Below are 20,710 nucleotides of genomic sequence, written 5' to 3'. Positions count from 1 at the left end.
GGGAGCGCACCTCCAGCAGAAAATTGAACCATCAACGGCGCCCAGGCAGCCTAGCCCTGCCGGCTGACCAGGATCCCGTGCCGCGCTCCGCCGGGCGTGCTCGCCGCGCCAGGCACGCTCGCGAGCCGCAGCGTCGCGCCGCCCCAGCCGACGGAGGGGCTCCCCTGGAGCAGCGACGCGTAGAGCGCGCTCGCCTGCGTCATCGGACAGCCGAGCGCCTCGCGCAGGAACGTGAGCGACACACCCGTCGCGTAGTTCACCGGTGTCTGCCGGCCGTCCTCGGAGATCACCGTGACCTTGAAGACGTCGTCCTCGGCGCGCGCGGCGCGATCCGGATCGGTCAAGACGAGGTGCAGCGCCTCGATGACGCCGCTGCCGGGGCCTCCGCCCGCGTCGAGGGTCGCGTACAGCTCGAGGAGCGGCGCCGTGTAGCGGACGAGCTGCCGCGCCGCCCCTTCCCCCGCCGCCTCGGGCGCGGGCAGCTGCTCGCGGCGCCTGAGCTGCGCCTCCACGACGAGTGCCGACCGCGCGAGCTCCCGCTCCGTCTTGCCGAGCAGCCGGCGCGCCCGCATCTCGGCGAGCGCGCGCTGCAGCACCTCGCGGTTGCGCGCCGCCCGCTCGTGGCTGCGCTCGCGCGCGAGCAGCGCCTCGAGCTCGCCCAGCGCCTGCTCGTGCTCCCCGATCGACGCGAGCGCGTCGGCGAGCGTGAGCCGCGCGTCGGAGAAGCCCGGCGCGCGCCGCACCGCCTCGCGGTAGGCCGCGATCGCCGACGCGATGTCCCGCCGCGCCTCGTGCGCGAGCCCGAGCGCGAAGGCCGCCCGACCGTCGTCCGGCGCCGCCTCGCACGCCCGCGCGAGCCAGCGCGCCGCCTCGTCGTGGTCGCGTTGGTCGTAGAGCACGATCCCGAGCTCGCGCAGCACCCGCGGGTCGGGCGGCTCGCTCGCGGCGCCCTGCCGGAGCTGCGCGGCCGCGGCGTCGAGCTGGCCGAGGCGGACCAGCGCGCGGGCGTAGGTGAGGCGCGCGTCGACATCGCCGCCGTCGAGATCGACGGCGCGCGCGAGCGCCCGCGCCGCGTCCGCCCAGCGGCCCTCCGCCGCGTACGCCGCCCCGAGCGCGCGCCACGCCCCCGCGTCGTCCGGCTCGGCCGCGAGGTGCTCCTCCAGGCCGGCGATCCCGCCGGCCATGTCCCCGCGGCTCAGCAGATCGAGCGCGCGGGCGCGCAGCGCTTCGGGCGGCGTCATGGCGGCAGGTTACGCCGGCGCGAGGAAGCTGGTCGAGCGCCGCCGGGCCGCGCGGCCGAGCGCGAGCCGCCCTGTCGCCGCCGCGAGCGCCCGCGGCCGCGCGGCCGCGCGGCCGCGCGGCCGCCATCTGACGCGGTCAGTAGCCGGGCGGCAGGTCGCTCGCCAGGCATGAGACGGTGTTCGGCGCCGTGCGCGACGACCACAGGGCGCCGGCCGGCGCCCCGCCCGAGAAGCGCACGCCCTCGCGCGGATCCCACCCCGGCGCCTCGCCCGGGCGGAGCGAGTGCGCCCCGCTCTGATAGAACGCGATGATGTACGTGTGCCCCGCGACCCGGCAGCCGAGCCGGCTCGCCAGCGCCTTCGCGAACGCCTGGCCGGTGTGGCCGAAGGCGCTGCAGCAGCGGAGCCACACGAGCGCGTCGGGGCCCGCGAGCTCGCCCCGCAGGGCGTCGAGCGCCCCGTCGAGCGGCGAGCCGGGCCGGAGCGCGTCCACGTCGAGCCGCGTCTCCCCGAGCCGCATGTACCCCCAGCCGCCGTGCCCCCACGCCTGCAGCGACGTGATCTTCCGGCCGCGCTCGCGCGCCGTGCGCGCCGCCCACCGGAGCGCGTCGTCCCACCGCGAGGCGGCGTGCCACGTATGGGCCGCGCCCGTCACGCGGTGCAGGAACGCACCGGCGCGCCAGATCGGCGTGAGCCCGATCGTCGCGCCCACCGCCTCGCCCACGACCTCGAGGTCCTCGGGCTCGGCGGCGGCGCGGTGCTCGCGCGCCGCGCCCTCGCGCCGCCGGCGCGCGACGTTCGGCCGCCGAGAGCTGCCCCACCCGACGTCGGTGTTATCGAAGAGGACGAGCCGCATCGAACCTCCCATTCTGCGCATTCCGAATGTACCGCCGCTCGCAGCGGCCGCCACGCGGTCGATCCCCCACCCTCACCCCGAGCATCTCCCGATAGCGCAGGCACGTCCCGGGCGCGGCGAGGCGCGGCGAGGTGCGCGGAGGACGGGCGGCGGTCGGCCAGTTCGCGGTGGGCGCAATCGCTAGTGATTTCCTCCCGCGCCCTCGGGTAGCCTGCCCGAACCGATGGGCCTGTCCGAAAACATCAGGTTTTATGCGGCCACCGACGTGGGCCGCATGCGGGACCACAACGAGGACAACTACCTCGTCGACAAGAAGCTCGCGCTCTTCGTGGTTGCCGACGGAATGGGCGGACACGCCGCGGGCGAGGTCGCCAGCGCCCTCGCGGTGCGCATCATCCACGAGGAGCTCAAGAAGGAGCGGGACCTCATCGAGAACCAGGCGCGCAGCAACGTCCGGCGCGCCGCGATGAAGGAGGTCCTCAGCCTCCTCGAGCACGCCGTCCAGCGCGCGTGCGCCCGGATCCACGAGGAGGCGAAGGCCGACACGACGAAGCGCGGCATGGGCACGACGCTCTCCGCGCTCCTGATCGCGGGCTCGCACGGCTACATCGCGCACGTCGGCGACAGCCGCATCTACCTCCTCCGCGAGGGCCGCATCCAGCAGGTCACGGAGGACCACACCGTCTACAACGAGCTGATCAAGCGCGGGAAGCTCACGCGCGATCAGATCGAGAAGGTCGCGCAGAAGAACGCGATCACCCGCGCCGTCGGCGTGTACGAGCGCGTCGAGGTCGACACGCTCACGATCGAGGTGCTCCCGGGCGACCAGTTCCTCCTCGCGTCCGACGGGCTCCACGGCTACATCGCCCACACCGCCGAGCTCGAGCCGTTCTTCGAGGAGGAGAACGGCGAGGTCGCCGCGAACGGCCTCATCGATCTCGCGAACAAGAAGGGCGGCAAGGACAACATCACCGCGGTCCTCGTGCGGCTCGGCCAGGGCGATCACCGCGACAGCGTCCGCGCCCGCCTGCTCGCCCTGAAGCGCGACGTGCTCGCGAAGATGCCGCTCTTCGCGCGCCTCCAGGAGCGCGAGATGCTCCGGGTCATGCAGGTCGCCGAGGTGCTCTCGTTCGAGCCCGGCCAGATCGTGGTCCGCGAGGGCGATCGCGGCGACGAGCTCTTCATCGTGCTCTCGGGCCTCGTCCGGATCGTCCGCGGCGACGCGGTGCTGAGCGAGGTCGGCCCGGGCGAGCACTTCGGCGAGATGGCGCTCATCCGCAGCATGCCGCGCTCGGCCACCGTCTCGGCCGTCGAGCAGAGCGAGCTCATCGCCGTCCGGCGCGCCGACTTCTTCGAGATCCTCCGCAAGGAGCACGAGCTGGCCGTGAAGCTGCTCTGGCAGTTCCTGGGGGTGCTCGCCGACCGGCTCGACCAGACGTCGCGCGACCTGACCACCGCCCGCGAGGAGCTCGCCGCGGAGGACATCACGAGCGAGATCTTCCCCGACAGCGAGGAGGGGAAGAGCCCGTTCGCCCCCGAGGAGCGCGCCGAGGCGCGCTGAGCCCTCGCGCCGCCGCGGCGCCGCCGGCGGCGCCCCGACACGGGGGACGGAGCGAGCGGGATCCCGGCGGCTGGCGGCCGCGCCCGTCAAGCGACGGGGAGGCGACGGGGAGATCGACGGGGCGCGGCCGGGCGTGCCGGGCGAGCGATTCGCGGATTGACACCCTCCTGCCCCGGCCGGTAGCGTCCGTCCGACGGATAACCATGAGCATGCACCGCAGAAGGTACGGCGAAGGCCATCTTGCTCGCGTCTCCATCAGCGTGGATGGAGGTTCGGCGCTCGCGTCGCTCGCCGTCGCGGCGGCGGCTCTCCTCGCGGCGTCCCCCGCGTCCGCTGACGAGCCGCGCAGCGCCACCGAGCCGCGGCTCATGATGGAGACGGGCGAGATCACGAGCGTCGTCGACGCCTTCGACGACGGCGACACCTTCGACCTGAACTTCAGCTTCGGCTTCGAGCACGCGACGAAGAGCGCGAAGATCCGCCGCGAGACGAGCATCGCCGGGCCGGGGCTGTCGACGGGCGGCTACACGTCGAACCTGCTCAACGTCGCGAGCTACAGCGAGGCGACGTCGAAGTTCAACATGCGCCTCGACGTCGGCCTGTACCGGGACCTCGCGCTCTACCTCAAGATGCCGCTCATCTTGAACAACTCGCGCGAGCTCACCGGCCTCGACGGCAGCGCCGATCACCAGAGCGTCGTGCTCGCGGGCGCCCCGGGAGAGCAGCTGTTCTCGCTGCCCTTCACGTCGCCGAACCGGAGCGGCATCGAGCACCTCGCCGTCGGCCTCGACGTGAACATCATGAACCAGGCGCGCGACCGGACGAAGCCGACCTGGCTGTTCGGGATCGAGGGGCGCTTCCCGGTGAGCGAGCCGATGCACGCCTGCTCCGAGACGCCGAAGAGCGGGCAGGTGAAGTGCGCCGACCCGGCGGACATCAACCGGAACGGCGTGAGCGATGTGAGAGCTCAGACCCCCGTCCCGTTCGAGGGGGAGCGGGTCGCCCAGCGCGATCCTGGCGTGTCGCGCGGCACGATCGGCCTCGAGGTCCACACCTTCCTGTCCAAGCGGGTGAAGTACGTCGAGCCGTACGGCGGGTTCAAGGCGCTGTTCGAGTTCCAGCAGGAGTCGAGCGACTACGGCCTCACCGACCTGAAGACGTCGCTGGTCAACCACCCGCCGCTCGTCGGCACCGTGCTGCTCGGCCTGATGATCCACCCCTGGGAGAACCGCGAGAAGTTCACCGGGCTCACGTTCGATCTGCGCTTCACCGGCGAGTACCACTCCGAGGGGCGCGACTACTCCGAGCTGTTCGACGCGCTCGGGTCGACCGACGCGAGCTCGCTGCGGCAGCCGCAGTGGTCGGCGTTCCGCAAGAACGACGCGTACAACGTGACCGCGTGCAGGAGCGGCGACCCGAGGGCCTGCGCGCCGTCGGTCATCGACGAGGGCTCGCAGCGGACGTACTTCACGGGGCTCAGCGACGTCCAGCCGTACGGCTCGTACCGCGGCTCGGCGAGCGTGACGTGGAGGGCGGCCGAGCTCGTGAAGTTCCAGCTCGGCGTCGGCTTCCGCCACGATCAGGGGCACGGCATCGGCGGCGACCAGCCGTGCAACTCGCAGTACAAGGACAGCATCGATACGGCCGGGCCGTGCCGCCGCCAGAACGACGACGGGAGCTTCACCGTCACCGGCAGCCCGAACCCCAACTACCGCCCGACCATCAACGCGGTCGGCCGCCGCTTCTACGTCACCGACAGCAACACGTTCGACATCTTCGCGAGCGGCACCTTCATGTTCTGATCGACGCCCCGTGCGGCGGTGGCCACCGCGGCGTGCGTCGCCGGGGCCGAAGCAGCGACCCATGATCGACCCCTGGCACCTCCGCGGTCGCGCGCGCGCTCTGGCGCTCGCCGCGGCGCTGCCAGCGTTCGTCGTCGCGCTGCCCGCGTCGGCCGAGCCTGCCGGGGCGGCCTCGCCCGCGTCGGCCGCGACAGCGCGACCCGCGTCGGCCGCGACAGCGCAACCCGCGTCTGCGGAGAGGCCGACCGTCGTGCTCCCGACGGCGCTCGCGCCCGACGCCGTCGAGCGCGCGGCGCCGCTCGCGAGCGCGCTCGACGCGCTCCTCTCGGACACGGCGCAGGACCTCGGCCTGTCGGTGGAGCTGGCCGGCCGCGCCGCCTCGCGCGCGCGCCCCGACGAGGCCGAGCTCATCGAGCGCGCGCGCGCGAGCGACAAGCTCTTCATCGCGCCGAGCCTCGAGCTGCGCGGCGACGACGTGGAGCTCAGGCTGGCGCTCGCCTCCGGCGGCGCGCGGTCGCTGCGGGTGCGCGTGGAGCGCGTCGCGCGCGACGAGCTCGCGGTGCGCGCCGCGGTGATGCTCCGCGACCTCGTGGCCGAGCTCGACGTCGGCGCGGGCGCGGCCTCGCCGCTCGGCCAGGAGGCGCCTTGCTCCGAGCCGTGCCGCGGGCGCCTCGCCACGCCGGCGCGCAGCCTCGGGAAGGCGACGCTCGCGGCGAACGCGACGCTCTACGGCGGCCTCGTGGGCTTCTCGATCCAGCGATCGAGCGGCTCGGATGATCCGCGCCTGCTCTACCCGCTCCTGGCGGTCGGGGCGGGCATCGGGCTCGGCGGGGCGATCATCATCGCGGAGGAGTGGGACGTCGGCGTGGCCGACGCGTGGTACCTCGGGTCTGGCACGTGGTGGCCGACGATCGCGGGCCACCTGATCTACGAGGGCCGCTTCGCGGAGCACGCGGAGGATCCGGACCAGGAGCGCTGGGCCTCCGGGCTGATCGGCGGGACGGCCGGGATCACGCTGGCGGCGCTGGGGCTCTCGCTGGGCCGCATGTCCGAGGGCGGCGCGCTGATGGCGCAGTCGGGCGGCGGGCTGGGGCTCACCCTGGGCGGGCTGGTCGAGTGGGCGGCGCGCGGCGACGTGCAGCGGACGCCGATCGCGGGCATGGGCTACGGCGCGGCGCTCGGCTGGCTGGCGGCGGCCGCCGCGGCGACGCAGCTCGACATGACAGCGGCCCAGGTGCTGACGATCGACGTGGGCGCGCTGCTCGGCGGCCTCGGCGCGGCCGCGCTCGCCAGCCCGCTCGTCTTCGAGTCCCCGACGCAGGCCCAGCAGCGCGCCTGGGTCGGCGCCGCCGCCGGAGGATTTCTGCTGGGGGCGGGCGTCGCGTGGTACGTGACGCGCCCCGCGTTCGCTGGCGCCCGCGCCGCGAGCCCCTCGTGGAACCGGTTCGGCCTGCCCATGATGGGAGTGATAGGAGAGAGCGTGGTCGGGAGCCGGCGGGCGCCCGCGCTCGGCCTCGGGTGGCAGGGGGCGATTCCGTAGGAGCTATGAAGATCACGATCACCGAGCTGGATGCAGGGACGCGCCTCGACAAGCTGCTCGTGCAGGTGCTGCCCGGGCTGGGACGTGCGGGCGCGAAGCGGCTGTTCTCCGAGGGGCGCGTGCGCGTGCTCGGGGAGGGCAAGAGCGGCGCCGGCCGGCGCGCGTCGAAGGGCGACGTGGCGGTGGCGGGCGAGGTGCTGGAGGTCGACGTCGAGCCCACGGAGGCCTCCGGCGCGGCGACGCCGGACCCTGACGTGCCGCTCGACGTGGTGCTCGAGCGCGACGACCTCGTGGTGGTGAACAAGCCCGCCGGGATGCCGACGGCGCCGCTCGATCCGGGCGAGCGCGGCACGCTCGCGAACGCTCTGGTCGCGCGGTACCCCGAGATGGCGGCCATCGGGTTCTCCCCGCGCGAGCCTGGGCTGTGCCACCGGCTGGACACGGACACGAGCGGCCTCGTGCTGGCTGCGCGGACGAGCGCGGCGTTCGCGGCGCTGGGCGCCGGCCTGAAGGAGGGGCGGCTCGACAAGCGCTACCTGCTGATCTGCCAGATCGGCGACCTCCCGGAGATGGGCTCGATCGAGGTGCCGCTCGCGCCGCACCCGAAGGACAAGAAGCGGGTCTATCCGTGCATCCACCCGCGCGACGTGGCGCGGTACGCGCCGCGGCCGGCCGCGACGATGTACAAGCGCGTGCGGCAGGTGGGGCTCTGGGAGCTGGTGGAGGCGCGGGCCCCGCGGGCGCTGCGGCACCAGATCCGGGCGCACTTCGCGTCGGTGGGGCACCCGCTGGCCGGCGACGTTCTCTACGGAGGGCCCGCGGTGGAGGGGCTCGGCCGCCACGCGCTGCACGCGCACCACATCGGCTGGGGCGGCAGCGACGTGGTGCCCGCGTTCGTGGTGACCTCGCCGCTGCCCGCGGACATGGCGGCGCTGCTCGGCGAGGTTTGATCGCTCGCCGCGCCGCGCGCTCGCCCGGCCGCCGCGGTGAGCGCATGCGGTCGCGCCATGTCGTCCTGCGCACGCGGTCGTGCCGCGTCGGCCTGCGCGCGCTCGATCCTCCGTCGTGCGCGCCGCGGCGGCTCAGGGCGCGTCGACCTCGACCACGTGGCCGCTCACGTCGCGCGCCCGCGCCGTGATCCGGAGGTCGTCGGCCGACGCCGTCCCGTCGAGGTTGCTGAAGCGGAACGCGATGACGTAGGTCGACGCCTGCGCGTTGAACTTCGCCGGCTCGATCCGGATGCCCCCGAGGCTCTCCTGGTCGATGACCGCCGCGTCTCCCTCGTCCGTGTACTGGCGGTTCCACTCGTCGTAGTTGAACGCCCGCTCCTCGATGACCTCCCCGGTCGAGCGGCTCGACGTCGCGACCGCGACCTCGACGAGGCCCGGGGAGATGCCGGGCAGGGTGGCCTCGACCTCGACCGAGACGGCCGACGTGGAGTCGTCGTCGGTGCGGCGCACCGCGAGCGCCGGCGGCAGCCCGCCCGGCGTGGGGAGGAAGCGGAGCGGGTGCACGCAGAACACCTTCTCGGTCCCCCCTTCGCGGATCTCGAAGTGCAGGTGGGGAAACAGGCTGCTCGCGGCGAGGCCGGTGTAGGCGATGTGCTGACCGCGCCCGACCTCGTCGCCGGCCTCGACGAGCGGCATCGCGAGGTGGACGTAGGTGCTGTAGAAGCACGCGCCCGGCGCGTCGCAGTGCTCGATCTGCACCACGACGTCATCGAAGTCCTTGTAGCGCCCGGCGCGCGTCACCTTCCCCGCGGCGACCGCGTACACCGGGGTGCCCATGACGGTGGGGATATCGATGCCTCGGTGGAAGTCGTAGACGCCATCGCGCGAGGCCTGCAGGCGGGGGCCGAAGCTCGACGACATCGGCTGCATCTCGTCCGTCCCCCCGATCGGCCACACGAGGTCTGCTCCCTCGGGGTCCGAGCCGCAGCCGGCGACGGCCGCAGAGAGGGCCAGGAGCGGCGCGAGATACGATGGCTTCCGCGAGGGCTTCATGGTGGCGAGTCCGTGGCGCGCAGGCGCGGTGCAGGTGTCGAGTCCACGGCGCAGCGCCGCCTGCTCATGGTATCGAAGCAGAGCACAGAAGTCGAGGTCAGGGGGGCCGTGAGGCGGTGTGCGGGGCTCGCGCGCTCGGGGCCTTCGCGCCCTCGCCCTCCAGCCGTCCGACGCGCCCGGCGCCGCCTCCGCCTCGGGCCGCGCGGCGCCCTCAGGGCGTCGCCGGGGCCAGGGCGTACGACCTGTGCGTCAACGTCACGCCGAGGCTCGTGAGCGCCGTGCTCGTGGCCGTGCAGCGCACGAAGCTCCAGTCGTTCGGCGTCGCGAAGGCGAACCCGAGTGAGCCGTCGGCGACCGTGCCCTCCCACTCGATCAGCGACACGTCATCGAGGAACGTGGTGGCCTCGCCGCTCGGCGGCGCGGCCGCCCTGAAGTAGACCCGCACGGAGCCGGCGGTCGAGGGCGGGGTGAGGTCGACGTTGAACCGCTGCCAGTCGTAGGTGCCGGCCGCGCGCGTGTACACGATGCTGTTCGACACGCTCGCCCCGCCGCTCGTGTACCAGTAGACCTGCGCGCGCATCTGCCCGGCGTTGTCCCCCTTCAGGTACCCGCTCAGCGTCAGCTTGCGCCCGGGCTCGAACTTGATGCGGTTGTTCATGTAGGTCGACACCTCGGAGGTGCTGTTCGACTTGCGCAGGAACACCATCGCGCCCGTCCCGCCGTGGACGACGCTGTTCTCGATGTAGCGGTATTCGCTCATCGACCACATCGAGCCCTCGTGGGAGGCGTCGTCGATGTCGCCGTCCTCGAAGTCGCCGTAGATCATGATCTCCCGGCCGTAATCACAGCTCGCGGCGGCGCTCGTCCGGAGGGCGGCGAGCGAGTCCGCGCCGTCCGAGCGCAGGTGCGCCACGGGCCCTGTGCTGCGGCTCGTGAGCGGCACGCTCCGCGTCTCGACCTGCTCGGTCGTCGTGTACTGCGAGGGGGCGCTCACGGCGGCGGCCCGCGGGCCGCTCTGGAACACCACCGCCCCGGTGAGGCCGTCCGCCGTGTCGCCGGCCACCGCCGCCGCCGGGAGGGTCGTGGAGAGGTGGCCGATGTGGCGGCTCGCGCGGCCGAGCCAGGCGCCGCCCACGAGCTTCGGCACGTACTCCTCGTTCTGGAACGGGATGAGCTGCACGCGGTGCACCGCGCGGCCGCCGCTCTCGTCCTCGTCGATGTCGACCACGGCGACGTACGATTGGTACGTCTCGAAGATGTCCTGATCGAAGACCATGTTGCCGAGCGACATGAAGATGAAACGGGGGCCGGCGCCGCCGTCGTAGAGCCCGACGCCGTGGATCGTGTGCGGGTGGTGCGCCACGACCATGCCGGCGCCCATCTGGATGAGCTGGGTGAACCGCCGCCGCATGCCGGACGTCGGATAGTCGCTGTACTCGGTGCCCCCGTGCAGCACCGGGATCGCGAAGCGCCCGACAGCGTCCGTGTTCATGAAGTCGCTGATCTCGGTGAGGCTGAGCTCGAGCGCGCCGGGCTTGGGAGGCGGCCCGTCGGAGGCGGTGAGCGCGTACTCGGTCAGCGTCGTCCCGTCGTTCACGATCTGGCTGAACCCCTGGAACGCCACGTCGACGCCGCGGAGCGTCCGGTAGAGCACGGTGTCCTTGGCCATCGCCTCGTCGAGGCCGGCGCCGAACCAGTCGAGCCCCGCGTTCGGCACGGCGCTGAGCGTGTCGGCGACGCCTTCGCCCAGGTAATCGAACATGTGGTTGTTGCCGAGGCTCACCCCGTCCACCCCGGAGAGCGCGAGCGCCCGGACCGTCTCGGGGTAGGAGAAGAACGTGAACGACTTGTAGGGGTGCGGCGTCTCCGGGTTCGCCGTGACCGGGGACTCCAGGTTGACCTGGGTGTAGTCAGCCGACGAGAGGACATCGCGCATGAAGGAGAGGATGGCGCGCGCGTCCGCCTCGCGGGTGCCGGGCCGGATCAGGTCGCCGGTCTCCCCCTCGACGCCGTCCTCGTCGCTGTCGATGAAGCGCCGCCCGAACATCGTGTCGCCTCCGACGAGGATCCGCGCGCGGTTCGGGCGCTGCACGGTGAGGACGACGCGGCCCATGTCGGCGGCCGCCGCGGCGAGCGGCCGGTGCAGATCGGCGGGGATGATCTCGCTGTAGTACCCGTCGACCTCGACCCGCAGGAGGACCGAGCGCCGCGCCAGCGCCGCCAGCGTGAACGCGCCCTCGTCGTCGGTGAAGGCGAGCTCGCCGTGGTTCACAGCGCCGCTCCCCCAGCCGATGGCCGTCACCTCGGCGCCCGCGATCGGCGACCCCGCCTCGTCGACGACGACGCCGGTCACATCGATGGGTGTCGCCTCGTACGTCGCGTCGAACGCCGCCTCGGTGGCGTCGAAGCGATACGCCGCCAGCGCATCGCCCGCGGCGAGCGAGGCGCAGAGCGCGGCGCTCGCACATATCCATCGGGACGTGAATGTAGGGATGACGGGTCTTCTTGCCATGAACGCTCCCGGTCTGTTGGGGCCTGCCCCAGGACGGCCGACATCAAGAGAGGATGACGAGGCCAGAGCAGAGCTCCGCCGGGGCCGGTCAACCACGTGTAAAATTGCCGTGTGACCGTATACCGGCGGTTCTCATCACATCTGGCCGTTGAAGGGCCGCGAGCGTCGACTGGCCGCTCGGCCCTCGCCGCGAAGACAGCGAGAGCGCCGACCCATGCACGATTCGATCCGTTTCAATGTCGAGCTGTTCGACAGAGATGATCAGCGCGAGACTATCATGATCAGGTCAGCTCTAGCTATACGCTCGAGTGGCGCGCGCGCGTTTTCTTGGCTCGCCCGCGCGGGCGCCGTCGACGTCGATGTCGGAGGGCCGTCCTCGCCATGTCACGTCGCTGTCGTCTCTTTCGTGTGGGGGCGCGAGCAGGCAAGGCGCGCTGCGGCGATGCGCGCTGGCGTCGCACCTGGACACACTGCCCGTCACGGCGATTCATGGGGTCTCTGGAAGAGTGCCAGTCCAGAGAAGCTCGGAGCTTGGCAGCGAAAGCCGACTCTGTCGACCGTCGGCCGGGCTTTGGGCTGCTGGCGCGCGCACGGCGGGAGCTGCGATTTGCCGCTTTTTTCTCGGTTGTCGGAGAGCGGAATATCGGTACCCTCGTTCATGCGGCCGGCGGCGTCGGTCACGCGGAACGTAAACGGTCCTTCTCCCATGCCGTCTGGCTCGACGAAGTGGCTGTAGCTCGCGGGAGGTCTCCCGGAACGGGCCGTCCCTCGTCAGGTACCCGAAGCGCGCGATGGGGTAGCGGCGGTCGCGGACCTGCACGGCGGTCCGGGACGGGCCGCTTCCTTCCTTGAAGTCGTGGCTCACGGGGCCGTCGGCGCTGCAGGCGACAACCGCTTAGGAGACGGGGATGCGGCCGGCTCCGATCGGGGCGATCGGCGCGAGCGCCTCGACGCCGACTACAACGGATCCGCGGCGCGCGGCGCGCGCGGGCGCGTCCGCGCGGCGAGAGCAGCAGCGCCGGGGCGCAGGCCGCGACCGCCGGATGAGCCCGCAGGTGGCCGCTCCGTCCCCGCTCCGGCGCGCCGCGCGTCGGTGGATTGTAGAGCTTGCTCGGACAGGGTTGAGGGACTCCCCCGGGAGTCCGGGGCGCGCCGGCGCGTCGACCCCGCGCGCGCTACGCGGCGGCGGAGATCGCCTTCTTGCCGGGGCGTGGCGCCTTGGTCGCTCCGGCCGCTCCGGCGCCCTGCGGCTTCGTCGGCGTGGCGGCCGCGGGCGGGGTGGAGACGGCGCGGACGAGCGCGGCGGCGATGGCCGCCGTCATCCGCGCGGTCGGCAGCCGCGGCGTGAACGCGAGCACGCGCTCGCCGGGGCGCCGGCCGCGCGAGGAGCGGCCGCTGCTCGCGAGCCGCTCGACGGCGCGCTCGCAGGGCGAGCCCGGGGCGACGCGCAGCAGCACCTCGGGCAGACCGATGGCGCCGCCGGCGCCGGGCGCGTAGACCACGCCGACCTCGATCGCGACGAAGCCGGGGAGCGCGGCGCGCGGCGAGAGGCCGAGCCGGAGCTCGTCGGCGTCAGGGCTGCCGTCCGGGATGCGGAGGCGGCCGACGACGCGGAGCTCCGTGGCCGCGGCCGCGCCGCGGGCCGCCGCGCTCGCGGTCGCCCTGGCCGCCGCGCCGGGCGCCTTCGCCGCGGCGCCGGCAGGGCCCTTCGGCGCGGCCGCCGCGCTCGCGGTCGCCTTCGGGGCGCGGAGGTCTGCGCTCGCGGGCGCCCCGAGCGAGCGCCGCACGCGCCGCGCGACGTCGCGCAGGAACGCGACCGGCCGCGCCGCCGGATCGGCGGGGAGCTCGGCGAGGCGGCCAGTGCAGAAGATCGCGAGCAGCGCGGTCGCGTCGAGCGCCAGCAGGTGGGCGTGGTACGGCGAGACGCGGGCCGCGGCGTACACGCCCCCGCCGAGCGCCGCGAGGAGCGCGACGAGCAGCGCCTTGCCGGCGCGCGTCGTGACGTCGAGGTAGACGCCGCGCACCCGCGGCGGCTCGCGGAAGGCCTCGGCCTCCGCGACGGGGAGCCACTTGCCAGGGCGCCGCAGCGCCCCGCCGGCGCGCTCCGGGCGGGGGGTGCGGTGCGCGGCGAGGGCGGTCGCCGCGGCCACGAGCGCGGCGCCCGCGGTGCCGTCCCTGAGCAGGAGCTCCAGCGCGACGCCCGCGACGAGCGCGAGCCCCGCCAGGGCGGCGCGCGGCGCGAGCGGGATCGGGACGAGCGGCCGCGGCGCGACGCCCGCGGCGCGCGCGAGGCGCTCGTGCTCGCGCGCCTTGAGCGCGACGAGCGCGCTGTAGATCGCGAAGAGCACCACGCCGGCGGCGAGGTAGACGGTGCGGCTGCGATCGGGGCTCGCGGCCGCGGCGTCCGCCAGCCGCCCGAGCGTGTCGGCGGCGGGCGTCGCCGCGGCGGGCGCGGGCTGGAAGGCGCGCGCGTCGGCGCGGACCGCCCACCGGATCGGCTCGCCCTTCGGGGCGTACGGGCGGAGCAGCTCGAGCTCGTCCTTGTCGAGCGAGCGGCGGAGCGTGGAGAGCGTCATCGGCGCCGCGAGCGCCTCGGCGCCGTCGCCCGCCTCGGGCGCCTCGTCGATGCGGGGCTCGTCGGGCGCGGCCGGGAGCTCGACGGTGAGCCGCGCCGAGTCGTAGCCGTCGTCCCAGAGGGGGCCGGTCCACGCGACGCGGGAGCTCGGGCCGTCCTTCTGGATGAGCCCCCGCTTCATGAGGTCCGTGCGGTAGCGGAAGAAGAGCACGAACACCCCGCGGCTCAGGCCCTTGCCGTCGAAGCGGGCCCGCAGCGCCGGCGGGCGGAGCGTGCCGTCCGCGCGCGGGCGGACGTCGGGGGGCAAGAGCTCGATCTCGACCGGCGTCGCGGAAGCGAGGGAGCTCGCCTCCGCGGCCTTGAGGGGCACGGCGTAGCTGCCCTGGTCGAGCTGGGCGTCGGGGTCGACGCCCTGGATGTCGAGGGCGCGGAGGGGCCCGCCCGAGATCTTCAGCGTGACCTTGTGCTCGACCGTGGCGGCGCCGGCGCGGTCGATCGCGAGCCGCACGTCGTCTCCGGCGACGTGCACCTCGACCCACGCGTGCGCCGGAAGAGCGAACGCGATCGTCATGAGCGCCGCCAGGAACGGGAGCAGCAGCGCCGGCCCGGGGCGGCGGGCGATGCGAGAGGGCATGGTGCAGACGTCCCACGGCGCCGCGCGCGGGGCCAACTTCTGTGGCCGGCGCGCGCTCCTGGCGCCGCGTTCCGCGCGGCACGGGCGCGCCGCGTTCCGCGCGGCAGGGGGCGCTCCCCTTCCACCGATTCCGCCGAGCGGCGGCCGCGTCGCGCGCTGCTGCCGGTCAGGTGGCAGCGGGCGTGATCAGAAAGCGACGCCGAGCGAGAGCGACCCCATGAGCTTGATCTTCCCCGCCTTTTCGTAGAAGGGATACTCGTAGTTGCCCGCCCTGACCCTCACCGGAGGGGCGAGCGCGACGCCGAGCCCGAACCCGCCAGACATGGCGAACCCGCCGTCGCGGCCGAAGATGTTCGTGCTGCCGATGATGAGGCCGAGCACGGCGCTGCTCACGTCGCGCTTCCCGGTGATCGCCGCGGACGTGGTGGGGGTGTAGACCGCCTCGAACGACTCGTAGCCAAAGCGCCCTTTCACCCAGAACCCCCGCAGCGGCTTTCCCTCCACGTAGACACCGACGTCAGCCGCGAGCGCGTATCCGGTCGTATCGATCGTCGTGTCGTCGAGCGAGCCCCAGATCCACGACGGGGTGATACCGATGGTGAGCGGTCCGACGACGGCGAGCTCTCCCTCGAAGGTCATCCTGCCGAACAGGAGATCCAGGGCGTTGTAGCGGACCGACCAGCGGCAGCAGGTGGCCTCGGGCGGCCTCGGCGGCGGCGGCGGTCCGTCGGGCAACGCCTCATAGCCGGGCGGCCGCGGGGGATAGCCTTGCTGGGGATAGCCTTGCTGAGGGTAGCCCTGCTGCTGAGGATAACCTTGCTGAGGATATTGCTGCTGCTGGGGGTACCCCTGCTGCTGAGGATACCCCTGCTGCTGGGGGTACCCCTGCTGCTGAGGATATTGCTGCTGCTGGGGGTACCCCTGCTGCTGAGGATACCCCTGCTGCTGGGGGTACCCCTGCTGCTGAGGATATTGCTGCTGCTGGGGGTACCCCTGCTGCTGAGGATACCCCTGCTGCTGGGGATACCCCTGCTGCTGGGGATACCCGGTCTGCGGCGGGGCACCTCCGCCGGGCTGTCCCTGGCCTTGCGGGAGCGGCTGCGCGGGCTGTTGCGCGGCCGACGCCGGCGCGAAGAGGAGCGCGCCGAGGCCGAGAAGGACGCCGCAAGCTGCCGAGCGGGGAGCCATCCAGGAGGCGGGCGCGCTCGCGGAGCCCCGACCCGTGCTGAAAGCGCAATCCATGGCGGTGGACTCTACCGAATCCCGAGCAGGCCGGCTACACGCGCGCCGCGAACCTCGCCGTGCTCGCGCGCGCGATCTCCAGCTTGTAGTCTCCCGCCCGATGCCGCCTGTCCCCGATGTCGTCACCGCCGCCGCCGATCCCGCGCCCGGAAGCCTTGCCGCCAGCGACACAGCGGCCGCGCTGGCGGCCGAGCCCGGCGCTGCGCCCGGGCCGGAGACATCCCCGGCAGAGCTCGACCGCGCGCTCTCCGAGCTGGGCGACGCGGCCCTCGGGTTCGCGCGCATGCCGCCGCGCGACAAGGCCTCCCTGCTCCGCTCGCTCCTCCCGGGCCTGCTCGCCGCCGCGCGCCCGCAGGTCGAGGCGTCGTGCGCCGCGATGGGGCTCGACCCGCGCTCGGCGGCGAGCGGCGAGGCGTGGCTCGCCGGGCCGTACCCGACGCTCTCGCACGTGCGCCTCCTCGCCGAGGCGCTCGAGGACATCGCCGCGCGCGGCCGCCCGCGGCTCGCCCGCGGCGCGGTGCGCGAGCGTGCGGACGGCCGCGTCGAGGTGGAGGTGTTCCCGGCGCGCCGCGGGGACGCCGCGCTCCACGGGCCTGTCCGCGCGCGCGCGCTCATGCTGCCCGGAGCGACGCGCGCCGGCGTCCGTGAAGAGCAGGCGCGCTTCTACCAGCAGCGCGACCCCGAGGGGGGCGTCGCGCTGGTGCTCGGCGCGGACGACGTCGCCAGCGTCCCCCTCCGGGAGGCGCTCCACAAGCTCTTCGTCGAGGGGCGGGTCGTGGCGCTCGCGACGAGCCCGCGGAGCGCGCCCCTCGGCGTCATCCTCGAGCGCGCCCTCGCCCCGCTCGTCTCGCGCGGGCTCCTCCGCTTCGTGTACGGCAGCGCGGACGTGAGCGCCTACCTCGCGGCCCACCCCGCGATCGGGGAGGTCCACGTCACCGGCTCGGCGGCCGCGCACGACGCGCTCGTCTGGGGGCCGCCGGGCCCCTCGCAGGCGCTCCGGCGAGCGTCCGGCGAGCGGCTGCTCCAGAGGCCGATCTCGTCCACGCTCGGCGGCGTCAGCCCGGTCCTCGTGATGCCGTGGCTCTACGGCGGCGACGAGCTCTGGTTCCAGGCGCGGGTCCTCGCGAGCCAGGTCGTGAGCAACGCCTCGCCCGGCAGCCACGCGGCGCAGGTCCTCGTGCTGCCCAGGGGCTTCGTGCAGCGGCCGCTGCTCCTCCGGCTGCTCCACCGCGCGCTCTCCGCCGTGCCGCCGCGGCGCCCCGGCCATCCGGACGCCGAGGCGCGGTACGCCGCGCTCACGGCCGGGCGCGCGCCGCTCGAGCGCGAGCTCCTCGACGGCACGCCCGATGTGCCGCTGCCGCGCGGGGTCGTGCGCATCGGCGAGCCCGGGCCGGGGGAGCTCCCGTGGACGCTCGTCGCCGGGCTCTCCGGCTCGGACGCCGACGAGCCGCTGTTCTCGACCGAGCCGCGCTGCGGCCTCCTCTCCATCGTCGAGGTCGGCTCGAGCGATCCGGTGGAGTTCCTGGCAGCGGCGACGCGCTTCTGCAACGACCGGCTCCGGGGCACGCTGGGCGCGTCGATCGTGGCGCACCCGATCAGCGCGGAGGACCCCGCCGTCGGCGCCGCGCTCGAGCGCGCCCTGCTCGAGCTCCGGTACGGCGTGATCGCGGTGAACCAGGCGCCCGCCGCCGCGCACGCGGCGGTGGTCCCGCCCTGGGGCGCGCACCCGAGCGCCACGCCCGCCGACATCCAGAGCGGGCTCGGCTTCGTCCACAACACGGCGATGCTCGGGCAGGTCGAGAAGACGATCCTGCGCGCGCCGCTCACCACCTTTCCGCGGCCGCCCAGCTTCTGCGATCACCGGCGCTCCCACGTCGTGGGGGAGCGACTCGCGGCCTGCGCGGCGGACCCGGGGTGGGGCAACATCGCGCGCGTCGCCTCGGCGGCGCTGCGGGGGTGACCGCGCGCCGCCGGCGCTCCGCGCGAGACGCGCCGTCGCTGGGCCGCGCCGCTGGGGCCGGAGGGCGGCGCTCGAGGCAAACCCACAAAACCAGGCTGGCGGCGCTCACCGGATCCCTCAGGGGCTCGGGCGAACGCCGCCAGCGCGCTGTCGACGTCGAGATGCGCTCGGCGCTCAGGACGGCAGCGACGAGCGGAACTCCTTCACCTTCTCCAGGATGTCGCGCAGCGCGTTCCGGGAGGTCTCCGAGACGTCCTCCGCCAGCTTCTCCGCGTCGAGGAGCGTGGGCTCCAGCTTGCCCCAGGCGTCCTTCGCCTCCATGCCGGCCAGGTGGAGCCTGACCCGGATCTCGTCGCGCAAGGTCTGCAGCGACTCCAGGCTCTTGGTCAGATCGCTCTTCAGCTCGGACGTGATGTTGCTCATTCTTTTCCTCCCGTATCTACGAGGTGTTGGGTGCTCGTCGGCCAATGCATCCGCCGCGCCAGACGGCGCGCTTCAACGCAGCGCGCGACGTCCGCGCGTCCGGACCGGAGCCGAGCACATCAATCTCTGGAGCAATCACCGCGTGGCGTCCGCACGAGGTGTGGCGAAATTGCTCGGCGAGCGCGTTTTTGCCCCGGCGCCGCGCGAGCCCTTCAGGTGAGCTGGCCCTGCGCGAAGAGGACCCCGTCGAGATCGGCATAGACGAATCCGCCAGGAACATAGGTGATCCCGGCGAACGTCACGGGGACATCGCGGTCCCCCACGTCCTTCTTGCCGCTCTTTCGCGGGTGTGTCGCGAGGGCCTTCACGCCGATCGGGATGCGGGCGAGCTCCTCCGCGTCGCGGATGCAGCCGTACACGAGCAACCCGGCCCAGCCGTTCCGATGGGCCATGTCGGCGAGGTTGTCCCCGAGGAGCGCGCAGCGGAGCGACCCGCCGCCGTCCACGACCAGCACGCGCCCTTCGCCCGGCTCCTCGAGCGCCTTGCGGACGAGCACGTTGGCCTCGTGGACCTTGACCGTCGCGACGCGCCCGTGAAACAGGCGCGCTCCGCCGTAGTCGCGGAAGATCGGATCGGCGACGGCGATCGCGTCCGGGTGCTTATCGCACAGATCCGTGGTTCGAACCTTGATCTCTGAGCTCATCGAGGCTCCTTGGCATGCTTGACCGGAACAGCCCGCGGCGTTTCCTCCCGCGCGCCTCCGCCCTCCCGCGCGCGCCCGCGCGAAGGAAGCACGACGCCCGATGGAGGACCGAACAGCGAGGCGAGGCGTCAGGAAGAACATCGGGCTATTCCCCGATTCACTTCTTCACGCCAGCTCACTCTAGGGGACCGAGCGCCGGATTCAACCGCTCGCGCGCTTGCGCGCTCGTCTCGTGATCGCTCAGGACGGCTCGCGGCGGTCGGCGTCCCCGGGAGAGGGGATGCGCTCGTCGTCCTCCCCCGTGCGCCCCCCGCGCGGGTCGGCGAACGCCGCCGCGTCGACGCCGTGGCGGGCGAGCCAGCGGCGCAGCTGGTTGCGGTGCATCCCGAGCGAGCGGGCCGCGCGCGTGACATTCCCCCGCTCGCGCCGCAGCGCCATCTCGATGGCGATCCGCCGCATCTCCACCGGCGCCGGCGTGCGCTTCGCGACCTCCGTGATGTCGAGGCCCGCGGACGGCGCGAGATCCGACGCCTCCACGACGGTGCGCCCTGCCTCGAGCGCCGCGAGGCCCGCCTGCCGCACCTCGCGGAGCAGCTCCCGCACGTTGCCGGGCCAGGCGCGCAGGGCGCAGGACTCGAGGAGCCCGACGCTCGGCGCGAGCCGCCCGCCGTCGCGCCCGAGCTCCGCCGCGACGAGCCAGGGCAGCTCCTCGAGCCGGTCCGTCAGCGCCGGGATCCGCACCTCGGGCCGGCCGATCCGGTAATAAAGGTCCTCGCGGAAGCGGCGCGCCGCGACCTCGGCCTGGAGATCCCTCAAGGTGGCCGCGCAGAGCCGGAACTCCACCTTGCGCGGGCGCGTGTCGCCGAGCGCGATCACCTCCCTCGTCTCGAGGACGCGGAGCAGCTTGGGCTGGACCGACGCGTCGAGCTCCGCGACCTCATCGAGGAACAGCGTGCCGCCGTGGGCGGCCTGCGCGTAGCCCTCGGCGTCGGCGTTCGCGTCCGAGTACGCCCCGCGCCGCGCGCCGAAGAACAGCCGCTCCGCGAGGCCCTCCGGGATGGCGGCGCAGTTCACGGCCACGAAGGGGCCGCTCTGCCCGGTCGCCGCGTGGAAGGCGCGCGCCGCGAGCTCCTTGCCCGAGCCGCTCGGCCCGGTGAGCAGCAGCGTGTCGCCGCGCATCCCCGCGCGAGCGACCTTCTCGCGGGCCTCCCGGAGCGTGGGGCCGACAAGCCCGTCCTCGTGCTGCAGCACGCCGCCCCGCTGGAACGGCGCGATGTCCGCGGCGAAGCGCAGCAGCGTGCTCCCGAGCCGGAGCACGCGCGGGAGCGACGGGAAGACTCGGCTCTCGATCTGCTTGCCGTCGACGAAGGTGCCGTTCCTGCTGCCGAGATCGGCGATCTCGATCCCCTGACCCGAGAGGGAGATGCGGGCGTGACGGCGCGACACCTGGTCGTCCTCGACGACCACCATGTCGTCCCCCGGCGCGCGCCCGAGCTCGATCGCGCCGCTCCCGAGCGGGATCGGCGCGCAGGCAGGCTGTCCGCGGGTGAAGATGACCACGACGCCAGGCACCGCGGTCTCCGGCGGCACGTTCGCCGCGTCGCGCGCCCTGATCGTCGATTGAGCGTCAGCAACCACACCGTACGCATACCCGATC

14 protein-coding genes are annotated in these 20,710 nt (G+C 73.7%); 5 read left to right on the top strand and 9 right to left on the bottom strand.

Annotation, left to right across the window (positions count from 1 at the left end; translation table 11 throughout):
* Positions 1–50: 50 nt before the first annotated feature.
* Together WME89_RS39755 and WME89_RS39750 are read right to left on the bottom strand one after the other, a co-directional pair.
* Entirely contained in the window at positions 51–1,241 is a 1,191-nt protein-coding gene (locus WME89_RS39755; RefSeq protein WP_438004799.1) for a tetratricopeptide repeat protein, read from the bottom strand.
* A 136-nt stretch (positions 1,242–1,377) separates the two neighbouring features.
* Positions 1,378–2,097: a hypothetical protein gene (locus tag WME89_RS39750; protein WP_438004798.1), complete on the bottom strand. Its 720-nt coding sequence runs from the start codon at positions 2,095–2,097 to the stop codon at positions 1,378–1,380.
* 223 nt (positions 2,098–2,320) lie between these two features.
* On the opposite strand from WME89_RS39750, the gene WME89_RS39745 reads away from it, so the two are divergent.
* The 4 genes from WME89_RS39745 to WME89_RS39730 all read left to right on the top strand — a co-directional run bounded on the left by WME89_RS39745 (position 2,321) and on the right by WME89_RS39730 (position 7,950).
* Entirely contained in the window at positions 2,321–3,658 is a 1,338-nt protein-coding gene (locus WME89_RS39745) for a Stp1/IreP family PP2C-type Ser/Thr phosphatase (RefSeq protein WP_437659401.1), read from the top strand.
* Positions 3,659–3,867: 209 nt separating this feature from the next.
* Complete coding sequence (locus WME89_RS39740) at positions 3,868–5,460, top strand: hypothetical protein (RefSeq protein ID WP_438004797.1); 1,593 nt, start codon at positions 3,868–3,870, stop codon at positions 5,458–5,460.
* A gap of 61 nt (positions 5,461–5,521) precedes the next feature.
* Positions 5,522–7,000, top strand: coding sequence for a hypothetical protein (locus WME89_RS39735; RefSeq protein WP_438004796.1), 1,479 nt, complete (start codon positions 5,522–5,524; stop codon positions 6,998–7,000).
* Between the two features lie 5 nt (positions 7,001–7,005).
* Entirely contained in the window at positions 7,006–7,950 is a 945-nt protein-coding gene (locus tag WME89_RS39730; RefSeq protein ID WP_437619998.1) for an RluA family pseudouridine synthase, read from the top strand.
* Between the two features lie 132 nt (positions 7,951–8,082).
* Here the strand turns inward: WME89_RS39730 and WME89_RS39725 are convergent, their stop codons facing one another.
* From WME89_RS39725 to WME89_RS39710, 4 genes are all read right to left on the bottom strand, one after another.
* Complete coding sequence (locus WME89_RS39725; RefSeq protein ID WP_438004795.1) at positions 8,083–9,003, bottom strand: M23 family metallopeptidase; 921 nt, start codon at positions 9,001–9,003, stop codon at positions 8,083–8,085.
* A gap of 211 nt (positions 9,004–9,214) precedes the next feature.
* Positions 9,215–11,515: a CapA family protein gene (locus WME89_RS39720; protein WP_438004794.1), complete on the bottom strand. Its 2,301-nt coding sequence runs from the start codon at positions 11,513–11,515 to the stop codon at positions 9,215–9,217.
* 1,175 nt (positions 11,516–12,690) lie between these two features.
* Positions 12,691–14,724, bottom strand: coding sequence for a hypothetical protein (locus WME89_RS39715; protein ID WP_438004793.1), 2,034 nt, complete (start codon positions 14,722–14,724; stop codon positions 12,691–12,693).
* A 186-nt stretch (positions 14,725–14,910) separates the two neighbouring features.
* The gene (locus WME89_RS39710; RefSeq protein ID WP_438004792.1) at positions 14,911–15,966 is read right to left on the bottom strand and encodes a hypothetical protein; all 1,056 of its coding nucleotides are present in this window, start codon (positions 15,964–15,966) and stop codon (positions 14,911–14,913) included.
* 100 nt (positions 15,967–16,066) lie between these two features.
* Here WME89_RS39710 and WME89_RS39705 point away from each other — a divergent pair, with 100 nt between their 5' ends.
* Positions 16,067–17,926 carry a hypothetical protein gene (locus tag WME89_RS39705; protein WP_438004791.1) on the top strand — a complete coding sequence of 620 codons (1,860 nt, stop codon included), beginning with the start codon at positions 16,067–16,069 and terminating at the stop codon, positions 17,924–17,926.
* A 174-nt stretch (positions 17,927–18,100) separates the two neighbouring features.
* Here WME89_RS39705 and WME89_RS39700 read toward each other — a convergent pair whose 3' ends face one another.
* The 3 genes from WME89_RS39700 to WME89_RS39690 all read right to left on the bottom strand — a co-directional run bounded on the left by WME89_RS39700 (position 18,101) and on the right by WME89_RS39690 (position 20,691).
* A complete protein-coding gene (locus WME89_RS39700) occupies positions 18,101–18,349 on the bottom strand; it encodes a hypothetical protein (protein ID WP_020739535.1) in 249 nt (82 codons plus the stop codon).
* A gap of 212 nt (positions 18,350–18,561) precedes the next feature.
* Positions 18,562–19,053, bottom strand: coding sequence for a ribonuclease E activity regulator RraA (rraA, locus tag WME89_RS39695; protein ID WP_438004790.1), 492 nt, complete (start codon positions 19,051–19,053; stop codon positions 18,562–18,564).
* A gap of 240 nt (positions 19,054–19,293) precedes the next feature.
* Complete coding sequence (locus WME89_RS39690; protein WP_438004789.1) at positions 19,294–20,691, bottom strand: sigma 54-interacting transcriptional regulator; 1,398 nt, start codon at positions 20,689–20,691, stop codon at positions 19,294–19,296.
* Between the last annotated feature and the right edge of the window lie 19 nt (positions 20,692–20,710).

The sequence above is a fragment of the Sorangium sp. So ce321 genome (assembly GCF_051530195.1).
Lineage (GTDB): Bacteria > Myxococcota_A > Polyangia > Polyangiales > Polyangiaceae > Sorangium.
The sequence above is the reverse complement of the archived record's forward strand: the minus strand, read 5'-3'. Positions and strand labels throughout refer to the sequence as shown.